Below are 13,191 nucleotides of genomic sequence, written 5' to 3'. Positions count from 1 at the left end.
GGAGATTATTAAACACAGGGAGTGGGCATGGCTAGTAATGAAGTAGAACTTCAAGAAAATTTAAAAAACGAATCAAATCTGTCTGATAAAAATAGAGTCCTTGTTGAAAAAACATTAGAGCAAATGAATTTTTCACCTGCAGCTAAACAGTTATTATTGGATCCAAATTGCCCTACAACAGACATAGATAGCTTGCAAAGTATTGCCTTAACCCAAGAGCACTTGACACAAGTTAAAAAAAGCCTGGGGGCGATAGTAGATAGTTTGCAAGATAATCCCAGCCTAATTTCACGTGCTGCTAAATTTTGGGGAGAGATCCCCTTATGGCAAAGAATCCTGGGTGGCGTTGCTATCTCTGGTCCCACGTTTCTAGTAGGTGCTGCTGCACATATTGGTTTTTTAGTAACTATCAGTGGTATAAGTGCCATAGCCTATACTACCAGTGGTATTATTCTTGATGATCATCATTATCACAGTAAAAGCATTGCTCAAAAATTAAAAGAAGGAATTTTTGGTGTGGCCGAAGTGCTTGAATTAACTATTGGCGCATTAGACTCCATTCGCAAAAAACTTGCTATTGAAGTTGAGCGATTTAAAATTGAGAATGATAGGCTTGCCAAAGAAATTACCCACCTGCATGATGAAGTTGAAACATTGAGTATGCAGGTAGAATGCTTTCACAAAACTGAAGCGTTGTTACGAAAGCAAAAAACAGATCTTGAAAATATAGCAATAACATTGAAGCAAGATTTAGAAAAAAATAGCAAGCTCTTTGAAGCGAATCAACTAGAACTTGCTAAAGTGAAAGGATGGCATGAAAAAAGTTTGGAACAACTGTCTGAAAAAGCTTCTGAGTTATCAGAAGTAAGAAAAACTATGGGAACTGAAGTAGAAAAGGCAAAAAAAATCGCATTAACCTTAGAATCAACTGTAAAATTCTTGACCAATACAGGAATTAATGACACCAAGCAACGACAAGTATTTCAAGATAAGCTGGATAAATTTTTATCAGAACAAACTAATAGTTTTGATGAAATTACAGAACGAATGAGCAATGCTGAAAAAGAACTTTCGGAAGTTAAATCTGAATTAAAAGCCAGCAATGAACGATATAAAATATTATTAGATCTCCAAGAAAGACTAATTTATCGTCTGGAACTGCTGGATCGATGTGTAGACTCAAGTATCAATCCGGAGCTACCCCCTCAAACTATACAAACCCCAACTCAAAATCAAGAGCAAGTAAAAACGGGAGGGCTGCTGAGTGTTCTAGGATTTATGGCTAAACCTCTATGGCCAAGTAGCGTACCTAAAATCGACCCGAATAGCGAAAAGAAAGAACCTAATGAAGGAATAAAACTAGCTCAGTCGCTCTAAAATTTAAGGTTTGTTGGCATCTAGCTTTCATCGATTTAATATTGCTTTTTATAGTTAGATTTAAATCAACAAAATAAATTTATAACTCAGAACGGGGACAAATGCCCCGTCGATAAGGTTTTAGCCTAAATCTGATCAAAGACAGGCAACACCTTCCACTTCCGCGATTCCTTCGAACTCGGGATACAAGATAGAAAATTGATACGAGTACGAGTTACTCTCTTATAAAGATATCAAACACATTGTTAACCATCGTAATTTAAGTTATTGTGTATTCTTTAGTTTTAAATCTAAAAGTCATGAAAAGTGCCTATAAAAAGCTCATAACTGGAATAACAAATAGCCAGGAAACAATGGTAGAACAACTCCATCAGTTTTGTGAGATAAATTCCAGCACATCCAATCTACCTGGATTGGCACAAATGAGGGATGCATTGCATACTGCATATAAACCAATTGCAGATACAATCCAAATACATAAATTTTCCCCTATCCCTGTTATTGATATGTCTGGTGATACCCAAGTACAAATCAGCGGTGATGCATTATTTATTAGCAAAAGACCTCATTTAAAGAGGCGTGTATTACTCAGTGGACATATGGATACAGTTTATTCTCCAGAAAGCCAATTCCAGAAATTAACTTATATAAATGATAATTGCATAAATGGGCCTGGTGTAACTGACATGAAAGGAGGACTTATTGTCATGTTGCATGCCTTATCTGCTTTTGAGCAAGATGAGAGTGCAATGAAGCTAGGATGGGATGTAGTCATCAATGCGGACGAAGAGATTGGATCTCCTGCATCAAGTGTACTTTTTGATGAGTTAGCTGCCCACTACCAGGCAGCGTTAGTTTATGAACCAGCAATGACTGAAAAAGGGACTTTGGCTAAAAATCGCAAAGGAAGCGGCAAGATAACTCTTATTGCTACTGGAAAGTCAGCGCATGCAGGCCGAGATTTTTCGGAAGGGCGAAATGCAATTTGTTATTTGTCTGAAGCGGTATGTGCCATTAATGAACTTAATAGAAAACGAGATGGAGTAACCATTAATGTTGGTAAAATTGCAGGCGGCCAAGCCCTTAATGTTGTTCCTGATAAAGCTGTAGCACAACTTGATATCCGCATAAATCATCCAGAAGATGAGTTTTGGATACGAACTGAGTTCGATAAAATCATTCAAAAACTCAAGCGGCCAGATTACTCATTGAGTCTACACGGTGGTTTTGGTAGACCAGTTAAACATATAAATTCTGGCACAAAACGTTTATTCTATCGCATTCAACATATTGGAAAAGAATTAGGCATTTCTATAGATTGGAAAGATAGCGGCGGCTGTTGTGATGGCAACAATCTAGCAAAACACGGAATCCCTGTTTTGGACTCGCTTGGAGTTAGAGGAAGCAAGATACATAGTGAAGAAGAATATATATTATTAGACAGCTTGCCAGAACGTACTGCATTAACTACGTTACTATTACTGGATTTAGCTCAAGGTGGTTTAGAGGATCTAACAAAATGATACTATTTCGAAGCGCTTGTGATAAAGATTTGGATGGAATTCACCATTTGGCTGAAGAAAGCGGAGTTGGAATTACTACGCTTTCTAAAGAAAAGGAAATTTTACACAAACGTTTGCGTTGGGCTACGGACTCTTTCAAAAAAGAGATTCAAGAACCGAATAATGAATATTATTTATTTGTATTGGAAAATGAGAGTGGAGAAATAGTAGGTGTCTCGGGAATTGAATCGCATACTGGACATGATACACCTTTTTATTCCTATAAAATTTCAAAACGTACTCGTGTATGTCGTTCATTGAACATAAGAAGTGATTATGAAGTTTTGAGTCTAGTTAATGATAATCAAGGAAGAAGTGAAATTTGTACTTTATTCTTAGAGCAAAATTACAGAAAGAAACATTATGGCTTATTACTTTCTAAAGCTCGTTTTCTATTTATGGCTCAGCATACCAAGCGCTTTGCTTCTACAGTGATTGCTGACATGCGTGGCATTTCTGATAAAAATGGTATCTCACCTTTTTGGGAAAACGTAGGTAGACATTTTTTTCATATGTCCTATGCTGATGCGGATCGCCTCACTATAGCCACAGACAAACAATTTATAGCAGATTTAATGCCGCGAAATCCTATTTATATAAAATTGCTCTCACCAGAAGCTCAGTCAGTCATTGGTCAACCCCATCCGTCCACTGCAGCGGCAATGAATATATTGCTAAAGGAAGGATTTAGATATAACAAGTACATTGATATTTTTGATGGCGGCCCCACTCTAGAGGTACCCATCTCAGAAATAAAAACTATAGAATTAAGCCGCATTGTAACGATTAAAAATATAAGCGATGAAGTGAGCAGTGCTGATTATTTACTGTCTAATATTCAATTAGATTTTCGTGCAACTATAAATAATGCCCTAGTCAACAACGAAAATAATACTTGTATCATTAGTAAAAAAACTGCTGAATTATTAAAGGTAACATGTGGAAATCAATTGCGCATAGCCCCTTTACAATTTGATTATGAGGAATAGGATGTCTAAAACGCCAATGATGCAAGGCAAAGGTCAATACATCAATGGACAATGGATAAGAGGCAGTGGGACTCGTTTAGACTCTATCAATCCAAGTTATGGAGCTTTGTTTTGGCAAGGAATGAGCGCTACTGAGCAGGAAATTTCCGCTGCTTCTCATGCAGCACACCAAGCATTAATTTCATGGTCTTCCCTTGATTTTGATCAACGGGCAAATTATACCCAAAAATTTGCGCAGCAAGTAGAAAAAAATCGCGATCAATTGGCTTACTTAATTGCCTTGGAAACAGGCAAACCAATATGGGAAGCTCAAACTGAAGTTTCTGCAGTCATAGGAAAAATTAATTTATCAATTCATGCCTATCATGAAAGAACTGGTGAAAAAATAAGCAAAACTCCAGAGGCAACTGCCTGTCTTCGTTTTAAACCCCATGGCGTTGTGGTGGTTTTAGGCGCGTTTAACTTCCCTGCCCATCTTAGTAACGGACATATAATTCCTGCTCTGCTGGCCGGAAATACCATTCTTTATAAACCAAGTGAACTCACACCTGCAGTTGCTGAGTTTATCATGCAATGCTGGCATAATACCGGACTACCTCCTGGCGTCATTAACTGTTTGCAAGGGGATGCGGCATGTGGAAATGCATTACTAACCCAAGACATTCAAGGAGTTTATTTTACAGGAAGTTATCAAACTGGTTTACGGATACATCAACAATTTAGCAATAAACCCGAGGTTATTTTAGCACTTGAAATGGGAGGAAATAATCCTTTAGTGATTGATAAAGTAAATGATTTAACTGCCGCCATCTACCATACTATCTTATCTACATTGATTACTTCCGGACAACGATGTACTTGTGCACGCCGAGTCATTATACCTGATTCAATCCAAGGCGATGAATTTTTAAAGCAGTTTATTCAAACATGCCGTGCGATCAAAATTGGGCCTTTTGATCAACATCCAGAGCCATTTATGGGCTCAATAATTGGGTATAAACAAGCACAGAAATACCTACAAACGCAACAAAAGCTTATTGAATCAGGAGCTAAAGCCTTATTGTCTATGTCATTACTTGCTGAAAATACTGGTTTACTTTCACCTGGTATTATTGATATGACTCATTACCCCAATCCCCCTGATGAGGAATTTTTCGCACCTTTAGTACAAGTCTATCGTTACAGTCATTTTGAACATGCAATAGAACTTGCCAATCAAACACGTTATGGACTAGCAGCAGGATTATTAAGTGATGATGAACATCATTATCAGCAATTTTATCAACAAATTCGAGCGGGATTAATTAATTGGAATAGGCCTACTACAGGAGCACCAAGCAGCCTCCCTTTTGGTGGGGTTGGTTTAAGTGGAAATCATCGCCCCAGTGCTTATTTTGCAGCTGACTATTGCTCTTATCCCATAGCAAGTATGGAACAAACCCATTTAACAAAGCCAGCCCAGATTTTACCTGGCATTGTATTAGAATAAAATTATTGGTTCTCTTCACTTCCTTCATATAGAGAAGAAAAAAAGAACACAGGAAATTAAAAATGAATGCTTATGAATTAAACTTGGACGGCTTGGTTGGCCCTACTCACAATTATGCCGGTCTTTCAATAGGGAATGTCGCTTCTACTTCAAATGCGTTAAGTGTATCCAATCCTCGTGCTGCAGCACTTCAGGGACTACAAAAAATGCGCTTGCTCCACGAAATGGGTTTAAAACAAGGTTTACTGCCACCTCATCAACGCCCAAATCTTGAATTACTTCATCAATTAGGTTTTAGTGGAACGCCAAGTGAACAAATTAATAAGGCGTATAAAGCAGCCCCGGAACTTTTAAGTGCATGTTATTCCGCTTCCAGCATGTGGACAGCTAATGCAGCTACAGTTTCACCAAGCATAGATACCCAAGATAACAAGATTCATTTTACAGTAGCAAACCTTATTGGTAATTTACACCGCCATCATGAAGCTGATTTTTCAAAAAAGATTTTTGAGATTATTTTCTCCGACGCTCACTATTTTCATCATCATCCGATTTTACCACGTTCGTTGATCACTGGAGATGAAGGTGCGGCGAACCACAGTCGTCTTTGCCAAAGCTATGGGAAACCAGGAACTCATCTCTTTGTCTATGGAAAAAAAGCTTTGGGAGTAAATAATATAGGACCAGCAAAATATCCTGCACGACAAACTAAAGAAGCGTCTGAAGCTATAGCGCGCCAGCATCAACTCATGCCACATCAAGTTATCTTTGCTCACCAGAATCCAGATGCAATTGATCTTGGGGTATTTCACAATGATGTGATCTCAGTAGCGAATGAATCAGTTTTTCTTGTCCATGAACAAGCTTTTGTTGAACAACATTCAGTTTTAAATGAATTACGTGAAAAAGCCCTTTATCCAATAACGATTGTTGAAGTTTCACATGATGAACTTAGCATTCGTGATGCCGTTGAAACTTATTTATTTAACTCACAATTAATTAGTTTAGGTGGGCAAAACTCTATGGTGCTCATTGCCCCCTCTGAATGTCAAACAAATCTTCGCGCCCATGCCTGTATTGAAAGAATTCTCTCTGAGAGCAATAACCCCATTAACTCTGTTCATTTTCTTGATCTCAAGCAAAGTATGAGAAATGGCGGAGGCCCAGCTTGTCTTCGATTACGTATTCCTATAAATCAGGAAGAACTTCTAGCCATGCATCAAGGAATTTTAATGAATCATGAACTTTTAAATATTCTTGAAAAATGGGTGATAAAGCACTATCGCACTGAATTATCAGCAAACGATTTAGCTGATCCTAATCTGGTCAATGAGGTCTTTTATGCTTTAGATGAATTAACACAAATCCTACAATTGGGTTCAATCTACCCCTTTCAATTAGAGAAGATACGCTAAAATGTGGCAAACAAAGATGGGGACTTGCATTTATACCTCTCCTTCTGGTTATAAAGTATATCAAAATTTATTTTATCGATGGTTAACTTTAGGTAGTAATGCATTACAAACGGTGATCAACAGACGTGATCCTCATAAACCTGTTTTATATTACCTGCCTGCCCTAACCTTGATGGCCCGCACTTATCCTGGAAGTATCTGTCTTTTGGGACTTGGAGGTGCTGGAATTCCATTGATGTTACACGATAAGCCTTTGGTTGCTGTAGATAATAGTGAAGAAGTTATTGAAATTGCAAAACAGTTTTTTATAGCAGATCACTTAAAACACTTAACTATCGTCCATGAAAATGCTATAGACTACGTACAAAATTGTAAAACAGCTTTTTCGCATTTAATTGTTGATCTGTACAATGCGGATCATTTTCCTTCCGAATGTGCTCATGAAGCATTTTTTAGTTCTTGCAAAAAAATAATTACCGAAAATGGTTTTTTTGCGATTAATTTAGCTAATTTAAATGAGCAATATCCACTTTTTCAGCTGCTTAAAAAACAGTTTAAAAACACCTTAATTATACCCATAAAAAATAGTGCCAATATGGTCATTTATGCAGTTAAAAATGACAGCATGGAATCGTTTATCAATAAAATAGAAAAAACAGCCGCATTTAAACGTATTATTTGGGTCGACTCCTGGGGCTATGTAGGAGATTATAAATAATGTGAATTCGACAGAAAAAATATTTCTTTGTTGGAATAAGCTCAATATAAATTTTTTGCATCGAATTCACATTAAATAATAACATTACCTCATGTTGGGACTGCTAATATTAAGACAATCCTCTACAGTCTTTAATTGCGCTTCTCTTACCTCTTTTACAGCGCTTTTGTAGCGAGAGGCAATAATAACTGCTGGGATAATACCAATAATAGTTGCAGCAAGAGCTGCACAAGCAATTTTAGTTGCAGTTGATAAACAGGGTTGATTTTGTACCTCTTCACGGTAATTTTCATACAACTTTCGTTTTTCATTAACTGGGGAACTTTCTGCTGTTACAATAAATGCTCTGGTTTTCTCCAAGAACATAGCAGGATTATTAAGTAACTTATCAGCTAAAATTGTCTTTCTCAATTCTACAAGTTGTTCAGATTTTTCATGACATCCGTCTTTTTTATAACGATCTATCAATCCTTGAAAATTACTTTTCGCCACCTCCAATGTGTCAAGCTGATGTACAACAGACTTACTTAATATAGCGGGAGCAAAACTTGCATTTCCAATTTGGCCGTTAAACATGACACAGCAATCCGCGCAAGGATCGGCATGATAAATTCGTTGAATCTTATTTTGATTTGTAATACCACTATTATTTAAGTAATCTACAATTTTTTTGTCTGAATAATTCTCAGGTTTAAATGAAAGACCAGGATTATGCACTAATTCCAGGTTATCATTAAAACCCTTATTTCGGCAATGTGCAATAAATTTCTCTATGTTATCCTCTGATAGTCCACCCCAAAAATGATGCATCGCAATCTTTGTGATCGCTCCATTATCATCTCTTTCGATCATTGTAAGTGCCTGACAGTCCGTCAAACCCTTTGTGTATAATCCTGAAATCCCATCATCCTTATTTATAATTACACACGTACAATCAAATTTGGGATCTACATCCATAGACATAGGCACCGACTTAAGACTAAAATCATCTTCCATATTTAAAACCGGATTTTCCGTATTACAAAATGTCAAACCAGGTAATCGTGTTCCATCTTTTTCTTTAATAAACATTGGCATCGCACTCTCCACTTATTATCTTTAATAAAATAAATATCTCATGTGGAGATGATGAGAAGATTAGGGTATCTCATCACAATTTGTATAGCCTTTACGCATATCATTTTATTAACTTATTTTTTCAATTTATTGTTGCGAAAATTAAATAAATAGCACATTCAGCAGACACAAAATTAGCAGCAAACAGAAAAAAACAATCGTTTAGTGATTGATTGATAAAGTTAACGATTTGTCTGCTGCCGTCTACCCTGTTTATTTTATTTCTTCAGGTCAAAAACAACTTTTACTTTTAATTTGTGACAGGTAAATTTTGAATTACGAAAATAGTTGTTAAACATAACATAACAATCCGCACAAGTAGCGGAACGATGAGCTCTTTGATTATTTTCTCCTTCAAATCCTTTTTGGTTATCATGTTCCAGGAAGTTGAACTATCATTTTTAAATCCATCTTGTTGATTAAAAAAAATACGCATAGCACTCTCCACTTATCATCTTATATAAAATAAATATCTCATATAGAAATGATTGCTAGATTAGGTGGACGCATCAAAATTTGTATAACCTTTACGGATATTTTTTTTGCAAGCTAAGTTTTCATGATTTATCGTTAAGAAACTGAAACAAATTACGCACATAAAGAGACGAATTTAAATAGAAACAAATTACAAACACTTGTTTAAAATGAATCAATGTGGCAAACAATTTCCAATGCAGATCTTGACAGGCTCATTGTGAATCATAATAATATTTATTGATTTTTAAGTAATCAATATACTGCAAGGATTGCCGACCCTAGCTGGAAAAATTATGAATAATAAAATAGTTACGTTGGCTCTAATCTCTTCTTCTATTATCTTTTCGTATAACACTAATGCAGCTGATTATCGTATTAACGGCTTATCAGCCAGTACTTCTTTGGGGGTTTTATCAGGTAAAGCTCAGGAATATGTTTATTACCCAAATACAGATAGAAAGTTAAGCCAACTCGATTGGCGTATAAAAAATGCACCAATAATTAATGGAGAAATAAATTATAATTTTGTAGATTGGCTTAGTCTTGTTGGACGAGGGTGGGTTACTCTAGCAAAAAATACTGCATCCATGGATGACTATGACTGGCTTAATCCATATCAAAAAAACTGGACGCATTGGTCACATCATGAAAATACACATCTTAATTATGCTAACGAGTTCGATCTGAGTTTAAGAGCATGGATACTCCAAAAGCAAAATTATAAATTAGGTGTAGCAGCCGGGTATCAAAGGAATTCTTTTAGCTGGCAAGCAAATGGAGGATGTTACCAATATGATAATGGTAAAGATGTTGGTTGTTTTCCGAGTAATGAACCTGGAATTGGATACCAGCAAAAATTTAGTACGCCTTATGTGGGTCTAACTGGCAAATATTCTATCGGTAGTTTTGAATTTAATACATTTTTAAAATTTAGTAATTGGGTTTCCGCCCGGGATCATGATGAGCATTATGCCCGTAATTTAACATTCAATGAATATGGAAATAATCCTAAATATTATGCAGCGATAATTAATTCGGGTTATTTTTTAACAAAAAATACCAAAATTTTTGTTGAAGCATCCTACGCTCAGTATACTAATACGCGAGCTGATACTGAAATCATAGATAATGATACTGGCCAGCATATTTATGACAATGATTCATCTGGTTTATCTAATAAAAACTATACTGTCGCCCTTGGTCTTCAGTATCTTTTTTAAAAGCAAACGTTAGTTGGACTAAAAATTAGCCTGTATTGCCTCAATATGTTTAGCGCTTATCAATGATTTTCGACTCTATAGGCAATTATTTTAAAATAAAGAAAACCTGCTTCCCGACTATTTATCTATATTTTATATCGTTAAACTGGTGGTATGTTTTGGTTGCGAGCAGAAACTTTTTTAGCATAGTTTCTGCTCGCTTCTTAATTTGTTTTTGTTGAATGATACTTAAGCAAAATTTGGAATAAGCTTTTGCACAGCGGACTTAGCTAATAAATATCTAATGCTTAGAATAGATTGTTTGCGTTCCTTAGAGGTTGGCACTGTAGCCATCTCTGAATGCCTGGAAAGATAATCATGTTGTTTAAAGACATGGAAAGAACTATCTGATGCTTCAGAAAGTTCGCAGATAATCTCTTGCATTTCCTCATCAGTTACATGAAGCATATCAACTGGTTTTCTTCCTTTATAATCGAGTGCATCACAATCAGCGCCACGCTTTATCAATGCCTTAATCAACTCTGGGCAGTCACCTCTTAAGCACGCGATATGCAATGGAGTCATTCCATTTCTTAAATGAATGCAATTTACTTCAAGAGCTTTTTTATCAAGCAATGCTTCAATAATTGGTTTTTGCGCCAAGAAATGTTTTCTGGAATCAACATGATTCCACCCTTTACATAAGGCAAGCAAAATGGGGGTATAACCAAACTCCATACTGTAATCGTTGATATAATCACCATCTTCTATATAGTGGAGTGCGGTGTTAGTTCGTGAATTTGCTATATAATATAAAAGCTCTGTTTGCGAACTCATAAGGCCAGCATCAACATTGTCATGTTTAAAGCAACGTCTAGGTATCATTAACGACGAAGTACGCATTAGCGGTGGATGTACTATGACATGTTCATTATAAATCTCACATTCTGGTTGATTGCTATCCACAAGGCCGTGAAGCCTTATTTTCTTGAAATTTGAATCATAAGTGGTGTGGACAATATTTACTTTTTTATTCTTCAATAAATCACAGAAATATAGATAATGTTGATAATCTCTTTTGATCGCCAGATTCAACTTATTCAATGTGGTTTTTGGGATCAAATATTCATTAATCTGGTGCATATAAGGAATTACTTTTTTTATTCGAAGAGTAAACTCCTTTTCACTAAGCGTTTTGGAAAATACATCTAACAATTCAACAGAATGTTGCTCTGTTCTTTCGTTGTATCTATACTGATGTAACTCGCTTTTTATTTCCATTTTATTCACCTTAGTAAACATTAATCTGGTTTCAAATATTTTCGAACTCTTTGATGTGTGATATTATGCTCATCATGAGCCAATTTTATCCAATTCATTATTTTTATATATCATATTAAACATTCAAATACTTCATAATTTTCAATAAGTTAATGAATTATTTGCGCCTTACTCAATGCTCAAATTAAAGATGCTTTGATGCAAATTTGTCATAACTTCATAATGTATTTTCAAGTTCTTAATTACAATTTTAGCGAATGAATCTTAAGAAAAGTTGTTTATAGCGCTCGGATTACGCATGGGATATTCAACTTTGGAATAGCTAATTATCTTGTCAGTAAATCAATCATTCGTTGGTATGGAAAAATTAACACAGTGCACGCTTGACAAAAAATGTGTGGAAACCAGCAGAATCAAAAGCGATAAAAAGCCTGACAACAATCCTGCTAGCTGAGGACAAACACAATCAATACTAAACTAAAGTAATTATAAACGGATTTCACGATTCCAGGATGATACTTCGGTAGTAAATTCATTAAGCGCTTTCATTTCTTTAGATGCCTTAAATAAACCTAATGCAGTGACACCACCCGCTGCAGCACCAACAGTTAAGCTTGACGCAGTAACAGCCAGTACAGCACTATAATCCCCGATAAACTTTGCTAATAAAACCCCGAGGCCCATCCAGCCTCCAAAGAAAAAACTCAAGCCAAACCCAATAAAAGCGGCCACAATAGTTACCACAGCAGCAACGGCAACTGAAGTTACAGCTTTAAGTACATTAGGATGGTTTCCCTCCAAAATAACTTTACAATTATTTGAAAAATCTTCAATCGCATCATTCTTGGGTTGTGAAGCAGCACCAGGCTGATCTCCTTTAGCCAATATTACTTTTGCTAATTTTTCTAGTTCGACTTTTATTAATTGTTCCTTATTCGGTGGCAATTCCTTTAAGCTAGCTAATAAATTGTGAACTGCTCTATTCCATAATGATTCATTGAAACTTTGACAATATTTTGCAAGCTCGACATAAAGCTCATCTATTCCAATATATTCCTTTGCGGAGGTAATTATACAAGTGGTGAATAATTCATTTAGCGTGTTTTTTTTAAATGCTTCAATATCAGCATCAGGAGAGTCTGATTTTGTTCCTATTAAAATGATAGGGGAATATGGGCAGACATCACGAAATAAGCGCACTTCGTTCATGATTTGCTCTTTGTCTTGTTCCTTAGTTAAATCAATACAAAGCAAACCAATAACCGCTCCCATATAATACGATTGATATAACTTTTTAAAAATTTCACTGCCCGAGATATCCCAAAAATGGAGGTCATTGTTCTCATCAATTTTCCGAGTTCTAAACTCTATACCCACAGTCGAGAAAGTATTTTCTTCATATTGTTCTCTTAAGGCAACCCGATGGCTTAGTTGTGTTTTACCACTACCTTGTTTACCAAAAAGCACTATTTTAAATTTTGCCATAATAATCCTCGTATTTAGGTTGCATTTTAAAATAACTAACAAAGCATGAAAAAGACAGTCGTCATTTTCTACTTTAATTCTAA

Annotated in this window: 11 protein-coding genes; 7 read left to right on the top strand and 4 right to left on the bottom strand. The window is 35.8% G+C overall.

The features are described 5' to 3' along the window. Positions 1 to 27 precede the first annotated feature (27 nt). The 6 genes from EKG34_RS08765 to EKG34_RS08740 all read left to right on the top strand — a co-directional run bounded on the left by EKG34_RS08765 (position 28) and on the right by EKG34_RS08740 (position 7,550). On the top strand, positions 28 to 1,377 hold the full coding sequence (locus EKG34_RS08765) for a LegC2/C7 family Dot/Icm T4SS effector (RefSeq protein ID WP_003637078.1): 1,350 nt from the start codon (positions 28 to 30) through the stop codon (positions 1,375 to 1,377). A gap of 299 nt (positions 1,378 to 1,676) precedes the next feature. Continuing rightward, positions 1,677 to 2,900, top strand: coding sequence for a hydrolase (locus EKG34_RS08760; protein WP_012979123.1), 1,224 nt, complete (start codon positions 1,677 to 1,679; stop codon positions 2,898 to 2,900). Further along, positions 2,897 to 3,928 (top strand): arginine N-succinyltransferase, encoded by a 1,032-nt coding sequence (locus EKG34_RS08755; protein WP_003637076.1) that lies wholly within the window; start codon positions 2,897 to 2,899, stop codon positions 3,926 to 3,928. The genes EKG34_RS08760 and EKG34_RS08755 overlap by 4 nt, the downstream gene beginning before the upstream one ends. A gap of 1 nt (position 3,929) precedes the next feature. Continuing rightward, positions 3,930 to 5,417 carry a succinylglutamate-semialdehyde dehydrogenase gene (gene astD, locus EKG34_RS08750; RefSeq protein WP_003637075.1) on the top strand — a complete coding sequence of 496 codons (1,488 nt, stop codon included), beginning with the start codon at positions 3,930 to 3,932 and terminating at the stop codon, positions 5,415 to 5,417. A 62-nt stretch (positions 5,418 to 5,479) separates the two neighbouring features. Beyond that, entirely contained in the window at positions 5,480 to 6,832 is a 1,353-nt protein-coding gene (gene astB, locus EKG34_RS08745) for an N-succinylarginine dihydrolase (RefSeq protein WP_003637074.1), read from the top strand. 1 nt (position 6,833) lies between these two features. Further along, the gene (locus EKG34_RS08740) at positions 6,834 to 7,550 is read left to right on the top strand and encodes a spermidine synthase (RefSeq protein ID WP_003637073.1); all 717 of its coding nucleotides are present in this window, start codon (positions 6,834 to 6,836) and stop codon (positions 7,548 to 7,550) included. An 84-nt stretch (positions 7,551 to 7,634) separates the two neighbouring features. Here EKG34_RS08740 and EKG34_RS08735 read toward each other — a convergent pair whose 3' ends face one another. Beyond that, positions 7,635 to 8,627 carry a hypothetical protein gene (locus EKG34_RS08735; RefSeq protein WP_080619788.1) on the bottom strand — a complete coding sequence of 331 codons (993 nt, stop codon included), beginning with the start codon at positions 8,625 to 8,627 and terminating at the stop codon, positions 7,635 to 7,637. Positions 8,628 to 8,916: 289 nt separating this feature from the next. Then, a complete protein-coding gene (locus tag EKG34_RS08730) occupies positions 8,917 to 9,102 on the bottom strand; it encodes a hypothetical protein (RefSeq protein WP_003637071.1) in 186 nt (61 codons plus the stop codon). 334 nt (positions 9,103 to 9,436) lie between these two features. On the opposite strand from EKG34_RS08730, the gene EKG34_RS08725 reads away from it, so the two are divergent. After that, positions 9,437 to 10,363 (top strand): omptin family outer membrane protease, encoded by a 927-nt coding sequence (locus tag EKG34_RS08725; protein ID WP_003637070.1) that lies wholly within the window; start codon positions 9,437 to 9,439, stop codon positions 10,361 to 10,363. 228 nt (positions 10,364 to 10,591) lie between these two features. Here the strand turns inward: EKG34_RS08725 and EKG34_RS08720 are convergent, their stop codons facing one another. Beyond that, positions 10,592 to 11,623 (bottom strand): ankyrin repeat domain-containing protein, encoded by a 1,032-nt coding sequence (locus EKG34_RS08720; RefSeq protein WP_105166026.1) that lies wholly within the window; start codon positions 11,621 to 11,623, stop codon positions 10,592 to 10,594. A gap of 486 nt (positions 11,624 to 12,109) precedes the next feature. Continuing rightward, positions 12,110 to 13,108, bottom strand: a complete 999-nt coding sequence (locus tag EKG34_RS08715) for a Rab family GTPase (RefSeq protein WP_003637068.1) — start codon at positions 13,106 to 13,108, stop codon at positions 12,110 to 12,112. Positions 13,109 to 13,191 lie beyond the last annotated feature (83 nt).

Source organism: Legionella longbeachae, from assembly GCF_004283175.1.
Lineage (GTDB): Bacteria > Pseudomonadota > Gammaproteobacteria > Legionellales > Legionellaceae > Legionella > Legionella longbeachae.
This window is presented reverse-complemented; position numbering and strand designations above follow the sequence as displayed.

What these genes read in the sequence shown, in the direction of transcription:
- EKG34_RS08765 (WP_003637078.1), top strand. Translation starts at nt 28, where the DNA reads ATGGCTAGTAATGAAGTAGAACTTCAAGAAAATTTAAAAAACGAATCA.
- EKG34_RS08760 (WP_012979123.1), top strand. Translation starts at nt 1,677, where the DNA reads ATGAAAAGTGCCTATAAAAAGCTCATAACTGGAATAACAAATAGCCAG.
- EKG34_RS08755 (WP_003637076.1), top strand. Translation starts at nt 2,897, where the DNA reads ATGATACTATTTCGAAGCGCTTGTGATAAAGATTTGGATGGAATTCAC.
- astD (WP_003637075.1), top strand. Translation starts at nt 3,930, where the DNA reads ATGTCTAAAACGCCAATGATGCAAGGCAAAGGTCAATACATCAATGGA.
- astB (WP_003637074.1), top strand. Translation starts at nt 5,480, where the DNA reads ATGAATGCTTATGAATTAAACTTGGACGGCTTGGTTGGCCCTACTCAC.
- EKG34_RS08740 (WP_003637073.1), top strand. Translation starts at nt 6,834, where the DNA reads ATGTGGCAAACAAAGATGGGGACTTGCATTTATACCTCTCCTTCTGGT.
- EKG34_RS08735 (WP_080619788.1), bottom strand. Translation starts at nt 8,627, where the DNA reads ATGCCAATGTTTATTAAAGAAAAAGATGGAACACGATTACCTGGTTTG.
- EKG34_RS08730 (WP_003637071.1), bottom strand. Translation starts at nt 9,102, where the DNA reads ATGCGTATTTTTTTTAATCAACAAGATGGATTTAAAAATGATAGTTCA.
- EKG34_RS08725 (WP_003637070.1), top strand. Translation starts at nt 9,437, where the DNA reads ATGAATAATAAAATAGTTACGTTGGCTCTAATCTCTTCTTCTATTATC.
- EKG34_RS08720 (WP_105166026.1), bottom strand. Translation starts at nt 11,623, where the DNA reads ATGGAAATAAAAAGCGAGTTACATCAGTATAGATACAACGAAAGAACA.
- EKG34_RS08715 (WP_003637068.1), bottom strand. Translation starts at nt 13,108, where the DNA reads ATGGCAAAATTTAAAATAGTGCTTTTTGGTAAACAAGGTAGTGGTAAA.